The following is a 23654-nucleotide window of genomic DNA, read 5'->3' on the forward strand; positions in this document are numbered from 1 at the left end:
GACAGGAATAACAGGAGCAACGGGTTCAACAGGTCCAACGGGAGCGACGGGAATAACAGGAGCAACGGGTTCAACAGGTCCAACGGGAGCGACAGGAATAACAGGAGCAACGGGCTCAACAGGTCCAACGGGAGCGACAGGAATAACAGGAGCAACGGGTTCAACAGGTCCAACGGGAGCGACAGGAATAACAGGAGCAACAGGCTCAACAGGTCCAACGGGAGCGACGGGAATAACAGGAGCAACAGGCTCAACCGGGGCTACAGGTACAAGTATCACGGCGACATATGCATTTGCAAATAATACCTCAGGAACAGCGATATCAGTACTTCTAGGTGGAACGAATGTCCCGCTTCCGAATAATCAAAATATTGGTCCAGGTATTACGGTTTCCGGGGGAAATACAGTATTTACGGTTGCAAATGCTGGAAATTACTATATTTCATATTCGATTAATATAACGGCTTCATTATTAGTTAGTTCACGGATTACAATCAATGGAGCACCACTTGCCGGAACAATCAATTCTCCTGCTGTAGCGACCACATCATTTAGCGCAACAATCATTACAACTCTTGCAGCAGGAGATGCTATTAGCTTGCAATTATTTGGTTTGTTAGCTGTCGCAACATTATCAACAACTACTCCAGGAGCAGTGTTAACGATAATAAGATTGAGCTAAGCCATAACTCTCTTACTCTTTTAAGATTAGGAGAGTTTCTACATATAATAAGAAGTTAATGAAGTAAAGCATAGTTATATAAAAGTCAGAATATTATGATTGTAACGTTATGGTGACTATAATATAATGAAAATAACCATCATGAATGAACATTCATTTATTTTTTATGTATTTGAAGGGGGAATGAAGGTGGAAAAACCATGGTTGAAAAGTTATCCAGAGGAAATTCCTAGTACGATTTCTTATGATATTCAGCCGCTTCATAGATATGTAGAACAGATGGCATCTCGCTACCCAGAAAAGAAAGCGCTTCACTTTTTAGGGAAGGATATTACGTTTTCGGACTTCCATGATAAGGTGAAGAGGTTTGCAAATTATCTTCAAAAGCTCGGTGTGGAAAAGGGTGATCGAGTTGCTATTATGTTGCCGAATTGTCCGCAAGCTGTAATTGGTTATTACGGCACATTACTTGCGGGAGGTATCGTAGTACAAACAAACCCACTGTATACAGAAAGAGAATTAGAATATCAGCTTCATGACTCGGGAGCAAAAGTAATTCTTTGTCTCGATTTAGTGTTTCCAAGAGTAACGAATGTTCAATCTGCTACAAAAATTGAGCATATTATCGTAACTCGTATTGCAGACTTTTTACCATTCCCTAAAAATCTATTGTATCCATTTGTGCAGAAAAAACAGTCGAATTTAGTTGTGAAAGTATCAGAGAGTGAAACGATTCATCTTTGGAATTCAGTAGAAAAAGAAGTGAATACGAATGTTGAGGTGCCTTGTGATCCTGAAAATGATCTAGCTCTTTTACAGTACACAGGAGGAACAACCGGATTTCCGAAAGGAGTTATGTTAACGCATAAAAACCTCGTCTCTAACACGTTAATGGGAGTTCAATGGTTATATAATTGCAAAGAAGGAGAAGAAGTCGTTCTTGGGGTTCTTCCATTTTTCCATGTTTATGGTATGACAGCTGTTATGAATTTAAGTATTATGCAAGGATACAAAATGGTCCTTATTCCAAAGTTTGATATGAAAATGGTTTTTGAAGCGATTAAGAAGCATAAAGTGACATTGTTTCCAGGGGCACCAACTATTTATATCGCTCTTTTAAATAGTCCGCTTTTAAAAGAATACGATATTTCTTCTATTCGTGCTTGTATTAGTGGATCAGCACCACTGCCAGTAGAAGTACAGGAAAAGTTCGAAAAAGTTACAGGTGGTAAACTAGTAGAGGGATATGGTTTAACAGAATCCTCTCCGGTTACACATAGTAATTTTTTATGGGAAAAGCGAGTGCCAGGTAGCATCGGAGTTCCGTGGCCAGATACAGAAGCAATCATTATGTCGCTTGAAACTGGTGAGGCATTACCGCCAGGAGAAATAGGTGAAATTGTAGTGAAAGGCCCTCAAATTATGAAAGGATATTGGAATAAGCCAGAGGAAACAGCGGCTGTATTGCAAGATGGCTGGCTCCATACAGGTGATGTTGGCTACATGGATGAAGATGGATTCTTCTATGTAAAAGATCGCAAGAAAGATATGATTGTCGCGAGTGGATTTAATGTGTATCCTCGTGAAGTTGAAGAAGTATTATATGAGCATGAAAAAGTGCAAGAAGTAGTGACAATTGGAGTTCCAGATCCGTACCGAGGAGAGACAGTTAAAGCATTTGTTGTGTTAAAAGAAGGTACGGAGTGCTCTGAGGAAGAATTAAATCAGTTTGCACGTAAATATTTAGCGGCTTATAAAGTGCCGAAAGTATATGAGTTTAGAGATGAATTGCCAAAAACGACAGTAGGGAAAATTTTACGCCGTGTTCTAATAGATGAAGAGAAGAGAAAGAATGAGGATGAGCAAACGGGCTAAGGCCCTTTCTTTTTGAAAAAATAGGATTGACACTTTTCTAAATAGTCAGTATTATAAGAATATGAATGACTATTCATTCAGTCATCTTCTTGAAGGGGACAGTAAAGTGAAGAAAAATAGACCGAAATACAATCAAATTATTGATGCGGCAGTCATTGTGATTGCGGAGAATGGGTACCACCAAGCGCAAGTTTCTAAAATCGCAAAGCAAGCTGGGGTAGCTGATGGCACGATTTATTTATATTTTAAAAATAAAGAAGATATATTAATATCCTTATTCCAAGAGAAGATGGGAGAATTTGTCGAAACAATTCGTCAAAAAACAGCAGGAATTGAAAGCGCTGTATCGAAGTTATTCATGTTGGTAGAAACGCACTTCTTGCTGTTGTCGCAAAATGATCCTCTTGCTATCGTTACGCAATTAGAGCTGAGGCAGTCCAATCAAGACTTGCGCCTTAAAATAAATGAAGTATTAAAAGGCTACTTACAAGTTATGGATGAGATTTTAGAGACTGGTATAAAACAAGGTGAATTTCAAGCAGATTTAAATGTTCGCGTGGCAAGACAAATGATCTTTGGAACAGTAGATGAAGTAGTGACCAATTGGGTAATGAGCGATCATAAGTATGATCTGGTCGCACTTTCAAAAACGGTACACGGGCTACTTATTGCAGCTTGTGGTTATCGTCAATAATGGGAGGGATCATGTTGAAATTCCTATCTGTAAGAGTTGAAGATCATATCGCGGTGGCGACATTAAATCACGCACCAGCGAATGCGATGTCTTCACAAGTTATGCATGACGTTACTGAATTAATTGATCAAGTGGAAAAGGATGATAACATTCGTGTTGTTGTTATTCACGGTGAAGGACGTTTCTTCTCAGCGGGAGCAGATATTAAAGAATTTACATCTGTTACTGAAGCGAAGCAAGCAACAGAATTAGCACAGCTTGGACAAGTTACGTTTGAGCGTGTTGAAAAATGTTCAAAACCAGTTATTGCGGCAATTCATGGAGCGGCACTGGGCGGCGGCCTTGAGTTTGCTATGTCTTGCCACATGCGCTTTGCAACTGAAAGTGCAAAACTTGGTTTACCTGAATTAACACTTGGATTAATTCCTGGCTTTGCAGGTACACAGCGCTTACCACGTTATGTTGGGAAAGCGAAAGCTTGTGAAATGATGTTAACAAGTACACCAATTACTGGTGCAGAAGCATTAAAGTGGGGACTTGTTAACGGATTGTTCTCTGAAGAATCTCTTTTAGATGATACGCTTAAAGTTGCAAAACAAATTGCTGGAAAAAGTCCAGCAACAACTCGTGCTGTACTAGAGTTATTGCAAACGACAAAATCGTCTCATTACTATGAAGGTGTACAACGTGAATCACAGATTTTTGGTGAAGTATTTACGAGTGAAGATGGAAGAGAAGGTGTAGCTGCATTTTTAGAAAAGCGTAAACCTTCATTTAGTGGCAGGTAGTTCAATTATTTTTTAATATAAATTAACAGAAAATTAAAATTGATAGAATCTTTCTGAAAAACAAGGGGGTAAATGGAATGAACATCTACGTACTCATGAAACGAACATTTGATACAGAAGAAAAAATCGTAATTAAAAACGGTGCAATTTACGATGGCGAAGCGGAATTCATCATCAACCCTTACGATGAATATGCAATTGAAGAAGCAATTCAAGTAAGAGACGCACAAGGTGGAGAAGTTACAGTTGTAACAGTTGGTGGCGAAGATAGTGAGAAAGAACTTCGTACTGCATTAGCAATGGGCTGTGATAAAGCTGTATTAATTAATATTGAAGATGATGTAGAAAATGGTGACCAGTTCACGACAGCAAAAGTGCTTGCTGAATATTTAAAAGATAAAGATGCAGATTTAATTTTAGGCGGAAACGTTGCAATTGATGGTGCATCTGGACAAGTAGGACCACGCGTAGCTGAAGCGTTAAATATTCCGTATGTAACGACAATTACAAAACTTGAAATTGACGGTACAAATGTGAAGATTGAGCGTGATGTTGAAGGTGATACAGAAGTGATTGCAACTTCATTACCAGTTTTAGTAACAGCACAGCAAGGTTTAAATGAACCGCGTTATCCATCGCTTCCAGGTATTATGAAAGCGAAGAAAAAGCCGCTAGAAGAATTAGAATTAGATGATTTAGATTTAGAAGAAGATGATGTGGAAGCAAAGACAAAAACAATTGAAATCTATTTGCCTCCTAAGAAAGATGCAGGAAAAGTGTTACAAGGCGAGCTGCAAGATCAAGTAAAAGAACTTGTATCGTTGCTCCATACAGAAGCGAAAGTAATCTAATAAAATACGAAATTATATATGCAGGAGGGAAAATCTATGGCTCGTAAAGTATTAGTAATGGGTGAAGTTCGTGATGGATCGCTACGTAACGTTTCTTTTGAAGCGGTAGCAGCAGCAAAAACAATTGCAGAAGGCGGTGAAGTAGTAGGTCTTCTAATTGGAGACAGCGTTGCCTCTTTTGCAAATGAATTGATTCATTACGGTGCAGATCGCGTTGTGACAGTTGAAAATGATAAATTAAAATCATATACATCTGATGGTTATGCACAAGCGTTTTTAGCTGTACATGCTGAAGAAAATCCAGAAGGTATCGTTTTTGGACATACAGCACTTGGTAAAGATTTATCACCAAAATTAGCAGCGAAGCTTGAAGCTGGTTTAGTTTCTGACGTAACTGCTTTAGAGGTTGAAGGTGGAAATGTTATCTTCACTCGTCCAATTTACTCTGGTAAAGCATTCGAGAAGAAGATTGTAACAGACGGCATCTTATTTGCGACAGTGCGTCCAAATAACATTGCAACTCTGGAAAAAGATGAGTCTCGCAGCGGTGACGTATCTTCTATTACAGTTGATGTGAAAGATTTACGTACAATCATTCAAGATGTTGTCCGTAAAACAGCAGAAGGTGTGGATCTTTCTGAAGCAAAAGTTATTATCGCTGGTGGACGTGGTGTGAAGAGTGAAGAAGGCTTTAAGCCATTAAAAGAGTTAGCAGACGTACTAGGCGGCGCTGTTGGGGCATCTCGTGGTGCTTGTGACGCTGAATACTGTGATTACTCATTACAAATTGGTCAAACTGGTAAAGTTGTTACGCCAGACTTATACATTGCATGTGGTATTTCTGGTGCGATTCAGCATTTAGCAGGTATGTCTAACTCAAAAATAATCGTTGCGATCAATAAAGATCCAGAAGCAAGTATCTTTAAAGTAGCTGACTATGGTATTGTCGGTGACTTATTCGAAGTTGTACCTCTTTTAACAGAAGAGTTTAAAAAGTTAAAAGTACATTCATGATTTAAGTACCCTTGAGTTCCAAGTGAAGTACCCCTATATATAGAAAAAGGTGAGAGATCCCCTGTCTCTCATCTTTTTAGTATTTAATCCGTATTTTTATATAGTATAAAGGAACATTTTTTTGTTACAATACATAACGATACATATTATTCGCCACGTATATAAGTTAATGATATACTCTTGGTAGAATATACTTGAAGGAGGAAATAAAATGGCAATTGTAAACGCAAATGACCAAAGCTTCGCAGCAGAAACTAGCGAAGGTGTTGTATTATTAGATTTCTGGGCACCTTGGTGTGGACCTTGTAAAATGATCGCTCCTGTATTAGAGGAAATTGATGCAGAACTAGGCGAAAAAGTAAAAGTAGTAAAAGTAGACGTTGATGAAAACCAAGAAACTGCTCGTCAATTCGAAGTAATGAGCATTCCAGCTCTTTTCGTATTAAAAGATGGTAAAGTAGTTGATCAAGCGTTAGGTTACAAACCGAAAGAAGCGTTAGTAGAATTAGTTTCTAAACACTTCTAAAATAAAAAAAGCTACCATTTGGTAGCTTTTTTTATTTTCTTTTTTACAGTCTTTCCGTTACAATAAAAGAACGTATGTTGGGTGTTTGGGCATAGTATGTTTTCAAGGGAAAATAAAAATGCTAAGTATGTAGAAATGGAGGGAGACGAGTGCACGAACATTTGAAAGAGAAGTTGGCTATTTTACCAGATCAACCTGGTTGTTATTTGATGAAAGATAAGCAAGGAACGGTTATATATGTCGGAAAGGCAAAAGTGCTTAAAAATCGTGTGCGCTCGTACTTTACTGGTTCACATGATGGGAAAACACTGCGGCTTGTAGGAGAAATTGTTGATTTTGAATATATTGTAACCTCTTCGAATTTAGAAGCACTTATTTTAGAGTTAAATCTAATTAAAAAATATGATCCGAAATATAATATTCAATTAAAAGATGATAAAACATATCCTTTTATTAAAATTACGGCGGAGAAGCAACCGCGCTTACTCATTACTCGAAACGTAAAAAAGGATAAAGGGAAATATTTTGGTCCTTATCCAAATGCACAATCTGCTCATGAAACGAAAAAACTGCTAGATCGTATGTATCCACTTCGGAAATGCACGAATATGCCAGATAAAGTGTGTTTGTATTATCATATGGGTCAATGTTTAGCGCCTTGTGTGAAAGAAGTGACCGAAGAACAAAATAAAGAAATTGTAGATGAAATTATTAAGTTTTTAAATGGTGGACATAAAGAAGTTCGTTCAGAACTAGAAATAAAAATGTATGAGGCCTCAGAGAAACTAGAGTTTGAACGTGCAAAAGAGTTGCGTGATCAAATTGCTCATATTGATGCGATTATGGAAAAACAAAAGATGATTATGAGTGACTTAGTGGATCGTGATGTGTTTGGATATGCAGTGGATAAAGGATGGATGTGTGTTCAAGTTTTCTTCGTTCGAAAAGGAAAGCTAATTGAACGTGATGTTTCTATGTTTCCAATTTACGATGAACCAGAAGAGGGTTTTTTAACGTTTATCGGCCAATTTTATGAAAACAGTAGTCATTTTAAGCCGAAGGAAATTGTCGTTCCAGGAAGTATAGACTCGGAATTAGTAGAGCGCTTTTTAGAAGTGGAAGCGACGCAGCCGAAACGTGGTAAGAAAAAAGACCTTGTAGAATTGGCAAGTAAAAATGCGAAGATTGCTCTTGAAGAAAAGTTTTACTTAATTGAACGTGATGAAGAACGAACGATTAAAGCGGTAGATCATTTAGGGAAGCAGCTTGGGATTGAAACGCCGTATCGTATTGAAGCGTTTGATAACTCAAATATTCAAGGAACAAATCCCGTTTCTGCAATGATTGCTTTTATTGATGGGAAACCGGCGAAGAAAGAGTATCGAAAATATAAAATTAAAACGGTTCAAGGGCCAGATGATTATGAGTCTATGAGAGAAGTTGTGAGGCGCCGTTATACAAGGGCACTTAAAGAAAATTCACCTTTACCTGATTTGATTATTATTGATGGAGGAAAAGGCCATCTAGCGGCTGCAAGTGATATTTTAGAGAATGAGCTCGGATTATATATTCCGATGGCAGGTCTTGTAAAAGATGATAAACATAAAACCTCCCATTTAATTATTGGGGATCCACCGGAACCTGTGATGCTTGAGAGAAATAGCCAAGAATTTTATTTATTGCAGCGTATTCAAGATGAGGTGCATCGATTTGCGATTACATTCCATCGTCAATTACATGGGAAATCTGTCATTCAATCAGCATTGGATGATATTCCAGGAATCGGTGATAAACGGAAAAAGGTATTGTTAAAACATTTTGGTTCATTAAAGAAGATGAAAGAAGCTTCTATAGAGGAATTTGTCGAAGCGGGTATGCCGAAAAATGTCGCGGAGACGATTTATACGTATTTAACAGATAAGAAGACGTTGTAGTTTACAACGTCTTCTGTTTTTTGGTATAATTTCTGAAGATTTAAAATAAACTCATCTGAATGAAAATACAAAAAAGTCAACTAAACTGATATGTCTAGTTGACTGTAGGTAATGCTTACACTTCAATGAGATCTTTTATATCCCATTTTACAAGAAATGTAATAGAGTCAGAACGTTTTTTCTTTTCTTCGTATGACTCTGCAACGACGTTCCGTTGCTTTTGAATTTGTTCAGCGATGAATCCGGCTTCTAGTTGATAAGAAGAATGTCGTTTTTGTTTTTGACGTTCTGCGATGAGTGTGCCTTTAAGTTGGAACTGCATTTCACGACGCTTATGTTCAACAATGCTTAAAGTGCCCCAGCCAGCCTTTTCAAAGAATTGAATGACTTCTTCAATTGTTTCTAGCGGATATTTTCTTGCAAGGTTTCTACCAGACCAGTATAAAATACCATCTAAATCGTTGCCGATTAAATCAGGTAGTAATTCTTCACGTAGCAATTCATAAGCGAAGGCGTTCAATGAAACATCTTCTAAAGATGTTGTATCGATTGTATTTTTACTCACAATATTCCCCTCTTTCTATAGGGATTATTATATAACATTTCACATTTATAAAAACAGATTTTTCTTTAGGAAAATCTGAATATATAAGAAGAAAAAAAGAATTGGCAAATTATATGCAAATTATGTATACGTTTTCTTGACGCTTCGACAAAAATAGGAGTAAAATGAACTTGGTATCAAATTATGCTGAAATATTTCGAATAATTTTTTCAGTTTTTCTTATGCCAATAGTGAAAAAACATTATTGTCATAAACTAATCTGAAAACAGCAGTCAAACATTCAAGGGGGGTAATGGGGACATGAAAGGCCGCGAGTATACGTTTCGTAAGTGGCACTCATTAATGGGGGTCATCCCGGTTGGTGTCTTTTTGACGCAACATTTAATTGTAAACAACTTTGCAACACGAGGAGCAGAGGCTTTTAACAAAGCTGCAGGCTTTATGGAGCTCCTTCCATTCCGGTATGCGCTAGAAATTTTCATCATCTTTTTACCGATACTGTACCATGCTATATATGGCTTATATATTGCATTTACAGCTAAGAACAATGCGGTTTCTTACGGTTATTTCCGTAACTGGATGTTCGTCTTCCAAAGAATTTCAGGTATCGTTACGCTGATCTTCATTTCTTGGCACGTCTGGGAAACTCGTATTCAAGCAATGTTAGGTAAAGAGGTAAACTATGATATGATGGCAGATATTTTAAACAATCCAGCTATGTTTGCATTCTACTTAGTTGGTGTTGTTTCAACAATTTTCCACTTTGCAAATGGACTATGGACATTCTGCATCAGCTGGGGAATTACAGTATCTCCACGTTCACAAAGAATCTCTACTTATGTAACATTAGCTATTTTCTTAGGTTTATCTTATGTAGGTGTGAGTGCATTATTAGCGTTCATCGATCCACAGCTAGCAAACCAGTAAGGAGTGGGAGAGCATGAAAGGGAAACTTATAGTAGTCGGCGGTGGCTTGGCTGGCTTAATGGCAACGATTAAAGCGGCAGAAGCAGGAGTAAATGTTGAACTGTTTTCTTTAGTACCAGTAAAACGTTCACATTCTGTATGTGCTCAGGGCGGAATTAACGGTGCCGTAAATACGAAAGGTGAAGGGGATTCTCCATGGATCCACTTTGACGATACAATTTATGGTGGGGACTTCTTAGCGAACCAACCACCAGTTAAAGCAATGTGTGAAGCAGCACCTGGTATCATTCATTTAATGGACCGTATGGGTGTTATGTTCAACCGTACGGAAGAAGGACTTCTTGATTTCCGTCGATTTGGTGGAACGCAACATCACCGTACAGCATTTGCTGGTGCAACAACTGGACAGCAATTACTTTACGCATTAGATGAGCAAGTACGTCGTCACGAAGTAGCAGGACTTGTAACGAAATATGAAGGTTGGGATTTCTTACGAGCTGTTGTTGATGATGAAGGTGTGTGCCGAGGAATCGTTGCACAAGACTTACAAACTATGGAGATTAGAAGTTTCGGAGCAGATGCCGTGATTATGGCAACAGGGGGCCCTGGTATCATTTTCGGAAAATCAACAAACTCCATTATCAATACAGGTACAGCAGCTTCTGCTGTATATCAACAAGGCGCATATTATGCAAACGGTGAGTTCATTCAAATTCACCCAACGGCAATTCCTGGAGACGATAAATTACGTCTTATGAGTGAATCTGCACGTGGTGAAGGTGGACGTGTTTGGACATATAAAGATGGTAAACCATGGTACTTCTTAGAAGAAAAATATCCGGCTTACGGAAACCTTGTACCTCGTGACATCGCAACGCGTGAAATCTTTGATGTTTGCGTAGAGCAAAAACTAGGTATTAACGGTGAAAACATGGTGTACTTAGATCTTTCTCATAAAGATCCAAAAGAACTAGATATTAAACTAGGTGGAATTATTGAAATCTATGAGAAATTTACAGGGGATGATCCTCGTAAACTACCGATGAAAATCTTCCCAGCTGTTCACTATTCAATGGGCGGACTATGGGTTGATTATAAACAGATGACAAATATTCCAGGTTTATTTGCAGCAGGTGAGTGTGATTATTCTATGCACGGTGGTAACCGTCTTGGTGCGAACTCACTATTATCAGCAATTTATGGTGGTATGGTAGCAGGACCAAACGCAATTGAGTATATGAAAGGTCTTTCTAAATCATCTGATGCTGTTTCATCTACTGTATATGAGCAAAATGAATTAATCGAAACAGAGAAATTTAACAATATTTTAACGATGGATGGTAACGAAAATGCGTATGTTCTTCATAAAGAGCTTGGAGAATGGATGACAGATAACGTTACAGTAGTTCGTGAAAATAAAAAATTATTAGAAACAGATGCGAAAATTGAAGAATTAATGGCTCGTTACAAACGTATTAACATTAACGATACAGCAAGATGGAGTAACCAAGGTGCTTCATTTACACGCCAACTTGCAAATATGTTTGAGTTAGCACGTGTTATTACAATTGGCGCATATAACCGTAATGAGAGCCGTGGGGCGCATTACAAACCTGAATTCCCAAATCGTGATGATGCAAACTTCTTAAAAACTACGATGGCAAAATTTGAGGGAGAAGGAAATGCACCAGCATTCCATTACGAGGACGTTGATATTTCGTTAATTAAACCGCGTAAACGTGATTATTCTTCAAAACACGATGTAGCTGCTAAGGGTGAAGAGAAGGGGGATAAACAACATGTCTGAGAAAACAATCCGCCTCATCATTACGAGACAAGACGGGCCAGATGCGCAAGCGTTTGACCAAGAGTTTGAAATTCCATATCGTCCGAATATGAATATTATCTCAGCACTTATGGAAATCCGTCGTAATCCTGTTGATTCAAAAGGGAACCAAACAACTCCGATTGCATGGGATATGAACTGCTTAGAGGAAGTATGTGGTGCATGTTCGATGGTGATTAACGGAAAACCACGTCAATCATGTACGGCACTTATTGATCAATTAGAGCAACCAATTCGCTTAAAACCGATGAAGACATTCCCGGTTGTACGTGACTTACAAGTTGATCGTAGTCGCATGTTTAATGCTCTAAAACGCGTTAAAGCGTGGATTCCAATTGATGGTACGTATGACCTAGGTCCAGGACCAAGAATGCCTGAGAAAAAGCGTCAATGGGCTTATGAGCTTTCAAAATGTATGACATGTGGTGTTTGCTTAGAATCATGTCCAAACGTAAACAGTAAGTCTGACTTTATTGGACCAGCACCGTTATCACAAGCTCGCTTATTCAACTCACATCCAACGGGTGAAATGCATAAAGCAGATCGCTTACGTGCAATTATGGGAGATGGAGGACTAGCAAACTGTGGTAACTCTCAAAACTGTGTGCAATCATGTCCGAAGGGTATTCCTTTAACAACTTCAATTGCGGCATTAAACCGTGATACAACAATTCAATCGTTCAAAGATTTCTTTGGTAGCGATAATAACTATTAATAAATATTGCCTCTTCATATCGAAGAGGCAATATTTATAACTGCATTTTTCTGTTTATTCTGTTTATTTCAAGGTGAAAAGGAGAGATAACAATGAAGAGGATTTCTTATATTGAAGACTTTGAGCAATGGGAAAGTGGTTTTTCGTTTTACAACCCTGTAAAGGTTCGTTTTGGTGAAGTAGATATGTTTGGACATGTAAATAATGTCGTTGCTTTTACTTATTTTGAAGAAGCTCGTATTGCGTTGTTTAAAGAACTTGGATTTATGCAAGAGTGGACACATGCATCATCAGAAACGATGATCGTTGTTGCGGATTTACAATGTAATTTTATTAAGCAAATATATTTTGATGAACAGCTGAAGGTGTATGTAAAGGCAGGATCGGTCGGGAATTCTTCTTTAGATTTACATTATATGGTGAAGAATGCAGCAGGAGAGGTTTGTTTAGTAGGTCGTGGAATGATGGTTCAAGCTTCGAAAAAAACAGGAAGAGGCGAACCATGGCCTGAAGAATGGAAGAAGAAATTACTACAATAATAGAGTGAAAGAAAAATAAGAGAGCAATTTGCTCTCTTATTTTTTGTCTTCCATCGCTTCTTCTAATGTTAAGTGATGTTTATATAGGTATGTAGCGTATGGATTACCAACGTAGCGTAAGTGCCATGGTTCATAGGCATATTCTGTTGTATCTGTTTTATCTTCTAAGTAACGAATGACAAAACCGAATTCATGAGCATGTTCCGCGACCCATTTTCCTTCTGCTGTCTCTCCGAAGATAGGCTCTAATTGAAATTTAGCTGATTTTGAACTAATATCCATTGCTAAACCCGTTTGGTGTTCACTTGTACCAGGAATTGCGCTTACCGAATTAGCTTCGGCTTTTCCTTGACGTCTAACGTATGTATCATGCAACGATTTTTGGCGTTTGTATGAACGATAACCAGATACAGCTGTAAGATCAAGCCCTTCTTTTTTCGCAGCTTTGAACATGTTTTCAAGTGCCTCGGCAGCATCTTTGCGCAGCAATGTTTTTTCTTTATCTTTTGGACTAATAAATGGTACATTTGGTCTCGTTAAGTCTTCAGGAGTGTATCCATCTGGTAGTTTTCGATGTTTATTAATTAAGACAAGATTAGATTTTGGATTTGTTACAACTGAAAAGTCATTGTCTATTTTCTTTGCATTATGATCAGCTTTTGGAAAAGCAGGAATCTCTTCTTTTTTATGGTTATTATGCTTTTGACTTTCGACAGCTTTTGCTTCATTATGTAGTGGTGTTTTAGAACCAAAGTAAGCGAAAGATGTGATCCCGATTACAATAGTAGTGGCAGAAATAATTATTATCTTTTTCATGATGCCTTGTAATCACAGTCCCTTCTTCATAAAATGTGTATTGTTTTTTTATTATAAATCTAGTTTGTTGGAAAAGGAATATAAGAGTCATAACGTAATAGAAATGCAAAGAAAATGTCAGAAAATGTGTGAATTTGTAGTATTTTTTTATATAATTCATTTCTTATCTTTCATGATTTGCATTTTTTATGTAATATATATACATAAGAAGATGTAGCGATTATCGAGAATAAAGAACTTCTTGTATAGACTAGGAGTGAATGGGAATGGATTTTGCAACAATTATTGGACTTATTTTAGGATTTGTAGCAGTGGTAGTAGGGATGGTCGTCAAGGGCGCTGACATAACAGCCTTATTAAATCCTGCCGCAGCATTAATTATTTTTATCGGTACATTTGCTGCAGTATGTATTGCATTTCCGATGAATCAACTAAAAAGGGTTCCAAAACTATTTAAAGTTCTTTTTGGTTCAAATAAAAAGGATTTAAGTTATGAACAGTTGCTAGAATTATTTGTTCATTGGACATCTGAAAGTAGAAAATACGGTATTTTGTCTTTAGAGCAACAATTAGACAAAATTCAAGATGAATTTCTTTTGCGCGGTATGAAATTTGTGATTGATGGCGTATCCGCAGAAGATTTAGAGCAGATTTTGGAATCTGAATTAGAGGCAATTGAAGAAAGACATGCAAAGGGAGCTGCTATTTTTTCACAAGCTGGTACGTATGCACCGACATTAGGAGTTTTAGGTGCTGTTATCGGTCTTGTAGCTGCGCTTGGTAACTTAACTGATATTGAAAAGTTAGGTCATGCTATTTCTGGTGCGTTTATTGCAACGATTTTTGGTATTTTTTCAGGTTACGTATTATGGCATCCATTTGCAAATAAGTTAAAGCAAAAATCTTCAGCTGAAATTGAGAAAAAACGTTTAATCATTGATTGTTTATTAATGTTACAAGAAGGTACATATCCGTTTATTATGAAGAACCGCATTTTAGGTGCACTTTCTGCAACTGAGCGTAAAAAGCTAGAAAAAGGAGCAGAAAAAAATGCGGAGTAAGAAAAATAGAAGAGGCAAAAAGAAAAAACATGATGAGCATATCGATGAAACGTGGTTAATCCCATATTCTGATATGTTAACGTTGTTATTTGCATTGTTTATCGTTTTATTCGCAATGAGTAGTATAGATGCTGCGAAGTTTAAACAGATGGCAGTTGCTTTTCGAAGTGAATTAGCTGGGGGAACAGGTAACAAAGAATTTTTAAGTGATCAAAAGCCAAATGATGAAAAAGAATTATCAGCAAGTAGCCTTGAGGCAGAACAAGCAAAAAAACAAGAAGAAGCTAGAGCTAAAGAAAAAAAAGAGATGGATGAATTGAAAGCATTACAAAAAAAGATTGATCAATATATTAATGAAAAACAATTATCTTCTTCTTTTCAAACTAAATTAACTGAAAAGGGATTAATGGTGACAATATTAGAAAATATACTGTTTGATTCGGGGAAAGCAGATGTGAAATTAGAATCTTTAGGGATTGCAAAAGAGATGTCTAGCTTACTTGTTTCAGCGTCACCTCGTGAAATTACAGTATCGGGTCATACGGATAATGTCCCTATTGCCAATGCGCAGTTTGCGTCGAATTGGGAATTAAGTACGCAGCGGGCAGTTAATTTTATGCAAGTATTACTGCAAAATAAAGAATTACAACCAGAAAAATTTAGTGCGATTGGATACGGAGAATACCGTTCAATTGTTCCAAACGATACACAAGAAGGAAAGGCAAAGAATAGACGTGTGGAAGTATTTATCTTGCCTTTAACAGAGAAAGTAAAATAAAAGAGGATGGCGAATGCCATCCTCTTTTATTTTACATCAAATGATTTTAAGTTGTCGCGACGGATTTTATCTTTTTCTGCATCTGATTTTTTGAAATCATAATCATATAAAGCGCCTTCCCAATCGCCATACATTGGATTCGGGAAAATAATGAATTTCTCACCAAATTGTGCTTTTGAATCTGCTACTGTTTGGTTACGATCTTTTACAGATTTTCCATCAAAACCTGTGAAATCAGATAAGTTATCACCGAAGAATAAGACAATATCATGGGTTTGAGAAACGAGTTCACGGCGTTTTTCTTTTCCTTTTTCTTTCGGATCTTGTAGTAATATATGTTCTTTCGTTGCTTGAGGAGCACCTACACGCTCAAGATTTTTAATTGTTGCATCTAGTTGATTCGTTTTACGATTTGAGATGTAGTAAATATCTACACCTTTAGACTCTGTATATTTTAAGAAATCAATTGCGCCTGGAAGGGCTTCAGCTTCAGCTTTGTTAATCCAATCATCCCATTTGTAAGGATAGCCTTTGCCTGTTTTTACGCTCATTGCCTGATGAGGACTGTTATCTAAAACAGTTTCGTCTAAATCAAGCACGATAGCAGGTTTTTTCTCTGTCCCTTTTGCAAGAATTGCATCAAGCTTTAATTGACCAATGTTGTACCCTTGGTAGTAAAGTGCTTTCGTTTCACCGGCTGTTTGATACCATAAATCAGCCATTAATTGTTGTTCTGTTAATTTTACTTTCTCTTCTTTCGCCACTGTTTTCTCTGGTGTTCCTGAACATGCTACAAGTGATGTAGATAGAACCGCTACAGATAATAAAGTGGTAATGCCCCTCTTCATCTTCATATGTATCCTCCTTGATGTTAGAAAATCATTTTATATTATATATTAAAATATAATATTTTTATATGAATATTTGCATATTGTCTTTTGTATATATAGTAGTATGTCCTATATTAGAAAGATGAGCAAAATAATAATAGTTGTTTTGACAAGTTTTATTGTCGTAATGACAATTATAATTGACAAAAAGAACTTTTTTATTTACAATTTTAACTAAATAGAACAAATGATGGATTCATGACGATGTTTACATATAAGAGAATGAAGCGTGGTGCTATATTTTGTCTTGAATAAACATAGTCTTTGAAAGAGAGTACGAATGATACTAAAGGGGAGGCTTTATACTTGAGTTTACAAATTCAAAACTTAACGAAACAATTTGGGGAATCAAAAGCAGTTAACGGTTTGCAAATTTCGTTACCAAAAGGTGAAGTACTAGGGTTACTTGGACGAAATGGTGCAGGGAAAACAACAACAATCAAAATGCTTCTCGGATTATTAACGCCTAATGAAGGTTCGATTACATGGGATGGAAAAGCATTTGGAAATAGTGGTGTAACAATTGGGTATTTACCAGAAGAAAGAGGTTTATATACAAAAAGTAGAGTAATAGATCAGCTGCGATATTTTGGTAGATTAGAAGGAATGTCGAAGAAAGAAGTGGATCACGCTATTGATCACTGGTTAGAGCGTTTAGCGATACCAGAATATAAATTTAAAACGGCTGGAGAGCTTTCAAAAGGGAATCAGCAAAAAATACAATTAATTGCTGCTCTTCTTCATAATCCGGAACTTCTCATTTTAGATGAACCATTCAGCGGCCTTGATCCAGTTAATGCTGGGATGCTAGCTAGTATTATTGAAGAACAAGTACAGAGCGGAAAGACGATTATTTTATCAAGTCATCGTATGGAACAAGTAGAGGCTTTTTGCCAACATGTATGTATTTTGAAAAAAGGTGAAGCAGTCGTAAAAGGACAGCTAAGTGATATTAAGAAAGAATACGGTTTCCGTAATTTAACGATTGAAGATACAGTAGAGAATGAAAAGGGATTAGAAGCTATACATGTATCGTATGAAAAACAACAAGGCCTTCTTTATGTGAAAGTACAAGACGATGCGGAAGCTCTCAAGATTTTGCAACAGTTGCAAGAGCAAGGTGTTAGCTTACGACAATTCAAAATGTTAGAGCCGACGTTAAACGAAATCTTTGTAGAGAGGGCGAAATAACGATGCGTAAATTTTCTCACGTATTTTCATTTTATTTTAGGGAAGCGTTTTTATCTAAGAAATCATTAATTACGAGTGCGATTTTATTTTTAGTTGTGTTTGGGATTTTTGCATTTAATCATTTTACTTCAGGCGATGATAAAAATAAGGATAAAGATAAAATTGCAGTTGTAGTAGAGAGTTCCACATATAAAGTACAAAAAGATGAGCTAAATAAGCTATTGCCATCAGCAAAAATAACAATTGGTTCAAAGGATGATTTTGATAAACTGCATAAGCAAGTAGAAGAAGGCGATTTAGATGGTCTATTCCATGTGACGGAAAAGGGTGGGGCTCCATCGATTACATATATGTATAATGGATTTCCAAGCCAAGCAACTTCTGCAATTATGGCAGGATATTTAAAGCAACAATATACGATGGTGACGATTGCCAAAAATAATGTTTCACCAGAAATTGCACAGCAATTACAAACAGAAATTCAAGTAAAGCAAGAAGCGATAAAAGATCGTACATCTTCTTTCGGAATTGCCTATTTCTTTACATTTGCTTTATATATGTTTATTGTAGCGTTCGGAAATACAATCGCAATGAATATTGCATCTGAAAAGGCGTCACGTGTAATGGAAGTAATGCTTCCGAAAGTGAAGCCTCTTACGATGATGTATGCGAAAATTTTAGCGGTTGTTTCAACGGCGTTATTGCAACTTGTCATATTGGCGTGTGGTTATCTTATTCCATATTTGTTAGGCTGGGTCGATTTAGAAAGTGCCTCACTATTTGGTATTCCAATTGACTTTACGAAATTAGATGCAAAGGTTATCAGCATGTTTCTTGTTTATTTCATTACGGGATATTTACTTTATGCGATGATGTATGCTGCTGCTGGAGCTGTCGTGTCTAAGACGGAGGATTTACAAGCTGTATCTTTCCCGGTAATGATTTTAATTATGGCTGCATTCTTTATTAGTATTAAATCATTAAGTGATCCGAATAGTACTATCGTTGTTGTAAGTTCTTACGTTCCATTTTTTACACCGATGGTTACCTTCTCACGTATTGTAGCTGGTGAAGCAGGTATGCTAGAAATTACGATAACATTAGCAGTCTTATTGGCGACAATTGCGGTATTAAATGCTGTTACAAGCCGCATTTACGTAAACGGCGTAATGAATTACTCAGATAAAGTGAAATTTAAAGATTTAGCGAAATTTATAAAGCGTCAATAATGAGAGAAAAGCATGATTTCCTATTGAAATCATGCTTTTTCTTTATGTATAAATTAAAAATAGTATATAATAATAAGAGTCGTCTTTTAATAGAATGAATAAAAAGGAGGGTGTGCAGATGGGGATTAGTAGTCGTTTTACAGTAGGTGTTCATATGCTGACATTACTTGCGATAGATCGAAACTCTCGCTGTACCTCTGAATGGATTGCCGGTAGTGTGAATACAAATCCAGTTGTGATTCGTCGCATTACAGGAATGTTGAAGAGAGCAGGGCTTGTTGATGTACAAGCTGGTAAAGGTGGTACGACACTTGCTCGAGATTTAGAAGAAATTACATTACTTGATGTATATAAAGCAGTGGAAGTTGTAGAAGAAGGACAACTATTTTCCTTCCATGAAAATCCCAACATTGAATGTCCAGTAGGAGCTAATATTCAATCAGTATTAGAAATTATTTTAATGCAAGCGCAAGAAGCGATGGAAAACGTACTTGCAAATGTAACGGTAGATCAATTAGTTACAAATTTAAAGTCTAAAATGAAAGAATAAAAAAAGCGAGCTTCCTCATAATGAGGGCTCGCATTTTTTTATTCAGAAATATTGAAAATTCTATTTTTCAGTATTTAAAATGAATTTACCTACGATAGCTGCGAAGATACCACCAAGAATTGGTGCTACGATGAATACCCATAGTTGAGAAAGTGCTTCTCCACCAACAAATAAAGCTGGTGCGATACTACGAGCTGGGTTAACAGATGTTCCAGTTAACGGAATTCCTAATAAGTGAATTAAAACTAATGTGAAACCAATTACTAGTCCAGCTAAAGAAGAACTTCCTTTTTTACCTGTTACAGCAACGATAACTAAAATAAATACGAAAGTTAAAATGAACTCAACTAAAAATGCTCCAGATAAACCAAGAGTTCCGAAACCATTTTGTCCTAAATTATCTAAAGGTGTTTTAGCAGATTTTAAAATTGTTACTAACGTTGCAGTTCCTAATAAACCACCTAAAATTTGAGCTAATACATAATAACAAAGTTCCATAGCGTTCATTCGTTTGTTGATGAACATAGCTACTGATACTGCTGGGTTAATGTGACATCCAGAAATTGTTCCGATGCTATATGCCATAGCTACAATAGATAGACCGAAAGCCATAGCGATTCCTAATGTTCCAATTCCTTCAATTCCGCCGCCAGTGACAGCTACTCCAGTTCCGAATAATACAAGTACAAATGTACCAATAAATTCAGCGATTGCTTTTTTTAACATAATTTACCTCCTATTAATGCGCATGAAACGTATTATAACATAAGTTTTAGTATAAACAGCCAATGAAATACTATTCTGATAAGGCGAAATAGGGGGACAATAAAAAAGAGTATGGTTCATCTCTATAGAACCATACCCTTTTTTTATGCCGATTTTTTCTGTTTAACGACTGGAACAGAACGGTTTAAAATACTATTTGCAACCATTCCTAACATGATAATAATCATTCCGATGAGAGAAAGTCCTTCAGGGAGTGAACCATTTAAGAAAATGATTTCTCCAAGTACGGTAAAGACCATCGTTCCAGCTTGTGTTGCTTCAACAGCTCCAAGTAGAGCGAGGTTATCTTTTGCTAAGTCAGTAGCAAAGAAAAATGTCATCGTTGCAATAACGCCGGAACATAACGCTAACAAAAATCCTTGAAGCATTTGGTTGGATGTTGGAATGCCAGTAGTAGAAAATCCGTATATACCAAGCAAGATTGTTATAGGAAGACTTCCAATTGCCATTCCTAATACACGTTGGAACGTATCAAGGCGTCCACCAACAAGCTCCATCATTTTTCGGTTACCGAACGGATATAAGAAAGCGGCTAATACGACAGGTAAAAAACCTGAAATGAACTGAGTCATTGTAATATGGCCTGCGGCAGTTGCTTGCATACAAATTACACCAAGTAAAATAAATAATGCAACATATAAGCTACGAACTGGAATTTTTCCGCGTACAAGTTTCGTACCTGATTTTGTTTCTATTTTCACGAAAAATAGTGGTGATAGTAGTAAACCAGCTAAAATCGTAACTTGCCAAGTTCCAGCAACGAGCCAAGCTGGAGAAAAGACAGCTGCGAAACTTAATAAAGAATAAAAACCAATACCGGCAACAGAACCCCATCCGATCCATGCCAATGGATGTTTTTTTAACTCTTCCCATAATTCCCTAAAGTTTTTGCGAAATAAAACGATAAGGAATAAAATAGGAAGAGCAAATAAAAAACGGAAGGAAGCTGTCCAAGCCCAGCTCGTTCCAGATACATTCATTGCTCTATTAATAATAAAGGTTGCAGAAAAAAAGGCCGATGATAAAAGACCTAATAAAATTGCGCGCATGAAGTATAGCACTCCTTTCGAAAATAAATAATTATGTATAGTATGATATACTTTTAATTATTAAAAGTAAACTATTTTATACTTTGAGGTGGTTTTATATATGAAAGAAAATGAAGATATGCAAACGAAAGAAGTCATTCAACAAGTTGGACAGTTATTGAGACAAATTCGAAATGAACAGAAATTAAGTTTAGAAGAATTAGCCCATAAAACAGGAGTTAGTAAATTAACATTAGGAAAGATCGAAAGAGGGGAAACAAATCCGACACTAGCTGTCATTTGGAAAATAACGAAAGGGTTATCAATTCCTTTATCCAGATTAATGGTTGTTGGAGAACCTGTAGCTGTTGCGCGCTGTGGAGAAGGATTTGCAGTAGATGAAGGACAAGCGTGGCATTTAGAAACGATGTTCCGTTATACGAAAGAAACAGGGATGGAAATGCACCGTGCTTGTTTACGATCAAATAGTATATATGAGCCAGAAGCTCATCATGAAGGTGCGATTGAGCTTGTAACGGTAATGAAAGGGAAAGTGTCTATTCAAGTGGAGAATGATGTATACGAATTAAATGAGTTTGATTCCATTCAATTTGAAGCGAATAAGAAGCATATTTATAAAAATGAAGAAGAAGAAGTGGCGGTATTACATTTAACGATGAAATATTCTTCATGAAAAAATCACCTATAGGATTCTATAGGTGATTTGCTCTTCTTAAGTATGTGAAATAATGCCGTTAGTACGAACGTGGCATAAGTAATAAACAAATGAAATAAACTAAAAATCCTGTCCCAAAACATAAAACAGCAATAACCCAAATGATACGAATAAGAGTAGAGCTAATATCAAAATATTCTCCTAAACCACCACATATACCAAATAGTATTTTATCAGTTTCGGATTTACATAACTTTTTTGACATATTCCAATCAACTCCTTTTTATATCAAACTGCATACTTTTATTCTATATGGAAATTTATGAGAAGACTATGGGGTTGTATTACATTTTTTTGTGAGAAGTGATCGTATTAATTGTCTTAATTTTCAGTGGATATTAAACTTGTAGTTATGAGGTGATTTTTAATAAAGGGTGGGGAAATAGAGATGACAGTATATTGGTTGACTAACGTAATGCTTGAATCAGGATATACATATGAAGAAGAGAGAATTTCACAAACAGAAACAGAATTATGCAGTTTACTTATTGAAGATGGTCGAATTAAAAAAATTATAAAAGGGATTGTTCAAGAGGAAGATATAGTAACTTTTGATGCTAAGAACTTATTAATGTTGCCAGCTTTCAAAGAGATGCACATTCACATTGATAAAACATATTATAGTGGCCCATGGAAAGCTTGTATGCCAGCAGAAAGTATTTTTACACGTTTTAATGAAGAAGAAAAAATTTTACCAAAGCAATTAGCGACTGCCCAAAATAGAGCGGAAAATATGCTAGAGTTACTACTGCAAAATGGTGCAACGAATATTAGAACGCATTGTAATGTTGATCCAATTATTGGGCTTGGTAATTTGGAGGCGACGTTAGCGGCATTAGAAACATATAAAAATCGAGTGTCTAGTAGAATTGTTGCGTTTCCGCAACATGGATTATTGCGCAGTAATTCTGTGCAACTCGTGAAAGATGCGATGCGTATGGGTGCTCATCTAGTCGGAGGAGTAGATCCAGCTACAGTAGATAATGACATTGAAAAGTCATTACATACAATTATGGATATCGCAGTAGAATTTAATGCGGATGTTGATATTCATTTGCACGATGCGAATAATCTTGGAACGTTTACGATGAAGAGATTGGCAAGTTTAACAGAAGAAGCAGGATGGCAAGGCCGTGTAACGATTAGTCATGCACTTGGACTTGGTGGTGTTACTGATAAAGAGGCTGAAGAAGTGGCAGAAAGACTCGCAAATGTAAATATTGATATTACTTCAACGGTGCCAATTGGTAAACAAGTAATCCCAATTCCGTTATTAGATAAAAAAGGTGTTAAGGTTTCATTAGGCAATGATAGCATTACAGATCATTGGTCACCGTTTGGAACAGGTGATATGCTTCAAAAGGCGAATCGATTAGCAGAGCGTTTTGGGTGGAGTGACGAAAGGTCTTTAGGAAAAGCACTCCGCTTTATTACAGGAGGAAAAGAAACGTTAAATAAGGAAGGGAAACGAGTATGGCCGAATGTAGGGGATGAAGCGAGCTTTGTTTTGACGAATGCGACATGCGCTGCTGAAGCAGTAGCACGTCAAACAGAAAAACGTTTAGTCGTGTATAAAGGAAATATTGTTGTTGGAAGTTTAAATGAGGTGGAATTAAATAATCTTGTGTAGAAG

General features: G+C 36.7%; 25 protein-coding genes. 19 read left to right on the forward strand and 6 right to left on the reverse strand.

What is annotated here, in order from left to right:
* From ACTFRU_RS13660 to uvrC, 8 genes are all read left to right on the forward strand, one after another.
* The coding region (locus ACTFRU_RS13660) for a BclA C-terminal domain-containing protein (protein WP_440037695.1) at positions 1 to 682 on the forward strand (682 nt) is incomplete at its 5' end.
* A gap of 189 nt (positions 683 to 871) precedes the next feature.
* Positions 872 to 2557 (forward strand): long-chain-fatty-acid--CoA ligase, encoded by a 1686-nt coding sequence (locus tag ACTFRU_RS13665; RefSeq protein WP_000414744.1) that lies wholly within the window; start codon positions 872 to 874, stop codon positions 2555 to 2557.
* A gap of 106 nt (positions 2558 to 2663) precedes the next feature.
* On the forward strand, positions 2664 to 3251 hold the full coding sequence (locus ACTFRU_RS13670) for a TetR/AcrR family transcriptional regulator (RefSeq protein ID WP_000742223.1): 588 nt from the start codon (positions 2664 to 2666) through the stop codon (positions 3249 to 3251).
* Between the two features lie 11 nt (positions 3252 to 3262).
* Positions 3263 to 4039, forward strand: coding sequence for an enoyl-CoA hydratase (locus ACTFRU_RS13675; protein WP_000911292.1), 777 nt, complete (start codon positions 3263 to 3265; stop codon positions 4037 to 4039).
* 77 nt (positions 4040 to 4116) lie between these two features.
* On the forward strand, positions 4117 to 4890 hold the full coding sequence (gene etfB / locus ACTFRU_RS13680) for an electron transfer flavoprotein subunit beta (RefSeq protein ID WP_001029028.1): 774 nt from the start codon (positions 4117 to 4119) through the stop codon (positions 4888 to 4890).
* Positions 4891 to 4926: 36 nt separating this feature from the next.
* Complete coding sequence (gene etfA, locus ACTFRU_RS13685; RefSeq protein ID WP_000101945.1) at positions 4927 to 5904, forward strand: electron transfer flavoprotein subunit alpha; 978 nt, start codon at positions 4927 to 4929, stop codon at positions 5902 to 5904.
* Positions 5905 to 6115: 211 nt separating this feature from the next.
* The gene (trxA, locus tag ACTFRU_RS13690) at positions 6116 to 6430 is read left to right on the forward strand and encodes a thioredoxin (protein ID WP_001018943.1); all 315 of its coding nucleotides are present in this window, start codon (positions 6116 to 6118) and stop codon (positions 6428 to 6430) included.
* A gap of 149 nt (positions 6431 to 6579) precedes the next feature.
* A complete protein-coding gene (uvrC, locus tag ACTFRU_RS13695; protein ID WP_025690695.1) occupies positions 6580 to 8364 on the forward strand; it encodes an excinuclease ABC subunit C in 1785 nt (594 codons plus the stop codon).
* A 115-nt stretch (positions 8365 to 8479) separates the two neighbouring features.
* On the opposite strand, the gene ACTFRU_RS13700 is transcribed toward uvrC, so the two are convergent.
* Positions 8480 to 8929, reverse strand: coding sequence for a YslB family protein (locus ACTFRU_RS13700; protein ID WP_000042226.1), 450 nt, complete (start codon positions 8927 to 8929; stop codon positions 8480 to 8482).
* Between the two features lie 300 nt (positions 8930 to 9229).
* On the opposite strand from ACTFRU_RS13700, the gene sdhC reads away from it, so the two are divergent.
* The 4 genes from sdhC (at position 9230) to ACTFRU_RS13720 (ending at position 12956) form a co-directional block, all read left to right on the forward strand.
* Positions 9230 to 9856: a succinate dehydrogenase cytochrome B558 gene (sdhC, locus tag ACTFRU_RS13705; RefSeq protein WP_000678354.1), complete on the forward strand. Its 627-nt coding sequence runs from the start codon at positions 9230 to 9232 to the stop codon at positions 9854 to 9856.
* A 13-nt stretch (positions 9857 to 9869) separates the two neighbouring features.
* On the forward strand, positions 9870 to 11663 hold the full coding sequence (gene sdhA / locus ACTFRU_RS13710) for a succinate dehydrogenase flavoprotein subunit (protein ID WP_000676750.1): 1794 nt from the start codon (positions 9870 to 9872) through the stop codon (positions 11661 to 11663).
* A complete protein-coding gene (gene sdhB / locus ACTFRU_RS13715; protein ID WP_001291827.1) occupies positions 11656 to 12417 on the forward strand; it encodes a succinate dehydrogenase iron-sulfur subunit in 762 nt (253 codons plus the stop codon). The genes sdhA and sdhB overlap by 8 nt, the downstream gene beginning before the upstream one ends.
* 92 nt (positions 12418 to 12509) lie before the next feature.
* The gene (locus ACTFRU_RS13720) at positions 12510 to 12956 is read left to right on the forward strand and encodes an acyl-CoA thioesterase (RefSeq protein WP_000822734.1); all 447 of its coding nucleotides are present in this window, start codon (positions 12510 to 12512) and stop codon (positions 12954 to 12956) included.
* Between the two features lie 36 nt (positions 12957 to 12992).
* Here the strand turns inward: ACTFRU_RS13720 and ACTFRU_RS13725 are convergent, their stop codons facing one another.
* Complete coding sequence (locus ACTFRU_RS13725; protein WP_440037696.1) at positions 12993 to 13772, reverse strand: M15 family metallopeptidase; 780 nt, start codon at positions 13770 to 13772, stop codon at positions 12993 to 12995.
* A gap of 266 nt (positions 13773 to 14038) precedes the next feature.
* Between ACTFRU_RS13725 and motA the strand changes: the two genes are divergently transcribed.
* Together motA and motB are read left to right on the forward strand one after the other, a co-directional pair.
* Positions 14039 to 14833, forward strand: coding sequence for a flagellar motor stator protein MotA (gene motA / locus ACTFRU_RS13730; RefSeq protein WP_000344853.1), 795 nt, complete (start codon positions 14039 to 14041; stop codon positions 14831 to 14833).
* A complete protein-coding gene (motB, locus tag ACTFRU_RS13735) occupies positions 14823 to 15611 on the forward strand; it encodes a flagellar motor protein MotB (RefSeq protein ID WP_440037697.1) in 789 nt (262 codons plus the stop codon). The genes motA and motB overlap by 11 nt, the downstream gene beginning before the upstream one ends.
* A gap of 26 nt (positions 15612 to 15637) precedes the next feature.
* Here motB and ACTFRU_RS13740 read toward each other — a convergent pair whose 3' ends face one another.
* Entirely contained in the window at positions 15638 to 16465 is an 828-nt protein-coding gene (locus ACTFRU_RS13740) for a 5'-nucleotidase, lipoprotein e(P4) family (RefSeq protein ID WP_000782767.1), read from the reverse strand.
* A gap of 342 nt (positions 16466 to 16807) precedes the next feature.
* Here ACTFRU_RS13740 and ACTFRU_RS13745 point away from each other — a divergent pair, with 342 nt between their 5' ends.
* The 3 genes from ACTFRU_RS13745 (at position 16808) to ACTFRU_RS13755 (ending at position 19471) form a co-directional block, all read left to right on the forward strand.
* The gene (locus ACTFRU_RS13745; RefSeq protein WP_000058117.1) at positions 16808 to 17692 is read left to right on the forward strand and encodes an ABC transporter ATP-binding protein; all 885 of its coding nucleotides are present in this window, start codon (positions 16808 to 16810) and stop codon (positions 17690 to 17692) included.
* Between the two features lie 2 nt (positions 17693 to 17694).
* Entirely contained in the window at positions 17695 to 18921 is a 1227-nt protein-coding gene (locus tag ACTFRU_RS13750; protein ID WP_001224980.1) for an ABC transporter permease, read from the forward strand.
* A 118-nt stretch (positions 18922 to 19039) separates the two neighbouring features.
* Positions 19040 to 19471, forward strand: a complete 432-nt coding sequence (locus ACTFRU_RS13755; protein WP_000512998.1) for an Rrf2 family transcriptional regulator — start codon at positions 19040 to 19042, stop codon at positions 19469 to 19471.
* A gap of 60 nt (positions 19472 to 19531) precedes the next feature.
* Here ACTFRU_RS13755 and ACTFRU_RS13760 read toward each other — a convergent pair whose 3' ends face one another.
* Together ACTFRU_RS13760 and ACTFRU_RS13765 are read right to left on the reverse strand one after the other, a co-directional pair.
* Positions 19532 to 20197, reverse strand: coding sequence for an aquaporin (locus ACTFRU_RS13760; RefSeq protein ID WP_000913213.1), 666 nt, complete (start codon positions 20195 to 20197; stop codon positions 19532 to 19534).
* A 143-nt stretch (positions 20198 to 20340) separates the two neighbouring features.
* Positions 20341 to 21306, reverse strand: a complete 966-nt coding sequence (locus ACTFRU_RS13765; protein ID WP_440037698.1) for a DMT family transporter — start codon at positions 21304 to 21306, stop codon at positions 20341 to 20343.
* A gap of 100 nt (positions 21307 to 21406) precedes the next feature.
* On the opposite strand from ACTFRU_RS13765, the gene ACTFRU_RS13770 reads away from it, so the two are divergent.
* Positions 21407 to 21979, forward strand: a complete 573-nt coding sequence (locus ACTFRU_RS13770; RefSeq protein ID WP_000661924.1) for a helix-turn-helix domain-containing protein — start codon at positions 21407 to 21409, stop codon at positions 21977 to 21979.
* Positions 21980 to 22040: 61 nt separating this feature from the next.
* Here the strand turns inward: ACTFRU_RS13770 and ACTFRU_RS13775 are convergent, their stop codons facing one another.
* On the reverse strand, positions 22041 to 22226 hold the full coding sequence (locus ACTFRU_RS13775; RefSeq protein WP_098569727.1) for a PspC domain-containing protein: 186 nt from the start codon (positions 22224 to 22226) through the stop codon (positions 22041 to 22043).
* A 183-nt stretch (positions 22227 to 22409) separates the two neighbouring features.
* On the opposite strand from ACTFRU_RS13775, the gene ACTFRU_RS13780 reads away from it, so the two are divergent.
* Entirely contained in the window at positions 22410 to 23651 is a 1242-nt protein-coding gene (locus ACTFRU_RS13780; protein WP_000219564.1) for an amidohydrolase family protein, read from the forward strand.
* Positions 23652 to 23654: the final 3 nt, after the last annotated feature.

Origin of the sequence: Bacillus cereus group sp. MYBK220-1 (assembly GCF_051916445.1) — a bacterium.
GTDB classification, from domain to species: Bacteria; Bacillota; Bacilli; order Bacillales; family Bacillaceae_G; genus Bacillus_A; species Bacillus_A cereus.

Bases quoted from the DNA above. Each gene is read 5' to 3' on its own strand.
- ACTFRU_RS13675 (WP_000911292.1), top strand. From the start codon at position 3,263: ATGTTGAAATTCCTATCTGTAAGAGTTGAAGATCATATCGCGGTGGCG.
- etfB (WP_001029028.1), top strand. From the start codon at position 4,117: ATGAACATCTACGTACTCATGAAACGAACATTTGATACAGAAGAAAAA.
- etfA (WP_000101945.1), top strand. From the start codon at position 4,927: ATGGCTCGTAAAGTATTAGTAATGGGTGAAGTTCGTGATGGATCGCTA.
- trxA (WP_001018943.1), top strand. From the start codon at position 6,116: ATGGCAATTGTAAACGCAAATGACCAAAGCTTCGCAGCAGAAACTAGC.
- sdhC (WP_000678354.1), top strand. From the start codon at position 9,230: ATGAAAGGCCGCGAGTATACGTTTCGTAAGTGGCACTCATTAATGGGG.
- sdhA (WP_000676750.1), top strand. From the start codon at position 9,870: ATGAAAGGGAAACTTATAGTAGTCGGCGGTGGCTTGGCTGGCTTAATG.
- sdhB (WP_001291827.1), top strand. From the start codon at position 11,656: ATGTCTGAGAAAACAATCCGCCTCATCATTACGAGACAAGACGGGCCA.
- ACTFRU_RS13720 (WP_000822734.1), top strand. From the start codon at position 12,510: ATGAAGAGGATTTCTTATATTGAAGACTTTGAGCAATGGGAAAGTGGT.
- ACTFRU_RS13725 (WP_440037696.1), bottom strand. From the start codon at position 13,772: ATGAAAAAGATAATAATTATTTCTGCCACTACTATTGTAATCGGGATC.
- motA (WP_000344853.1), top strand. From the start codon at position 14,039: ATGGATTTTGCAACAATTATTGGACTTATTTTAGGATTTGTAGCAGTG.
- motB (WP_440037697.1), top strand. From the start codon at position 14,823: ATGCGGAGTAAGAAAAATAGAAGAGGCAAAAAGAAAAAACATGATGAG.
- ACTFRU_RS13740 (WP_000782767.1), bottom strand. From the start codon at position 16,465: ATGAAGATGAAGAGGGGCATTACCACTTTATTATCTGTAGCGGTTCTA.
- ACTFRU_RS13750 (WP_001224980.1), top strand. From the start codon at position 17,695: ATGCGTAAATTTTCTCACGTATTTTCATTTTATTTTAGGGAAGCGTTT.
- ACTFRU_RS13755 (WP_000512998.1), top strand. From the start codon at position 19,040: ATGGGGATTAGTAGTCGTTTTACAGTAGGTGTTCATATGCTGACATTA.
- ACTFRU_RS13760 (WP_000913213.1), bottom strand. From the start codon at position 20,197: ATGTTAAAAAAAGCAATCGCTGAATTTATTGGTACATTTGTACTTGTA.
- ACTFRU_RS13765 (WP_440037698.1), bottom strand. From the start codon at position 21,306: ATGCGCGCAATTTTATTAGGTCTTTTATCATCGGCCTTTTTTTCTGCA.
- ACTFRU_RS13770 (WP_000661924.1), top strand. From the start codon at position 21,407: ATGAAAGAAAATGAAGATATGCAAACGAAAGAAGTCATTCAACAAGTT.
- ACTFRU_RS13775 (WP_098569727.1), bottom strand. From the start codon at position 22,226: ATGTCAAAAAAGTTATGTAAATCCGAAACTGATAAAATACTATTTGGT.
- ACTFRU_RS13780 (WP_000219564.1), top strand. From the start codon at position 22,410: ATGACAGTATATTGGTTGACTAACGTAATGCTTGAATCAGGATATACA.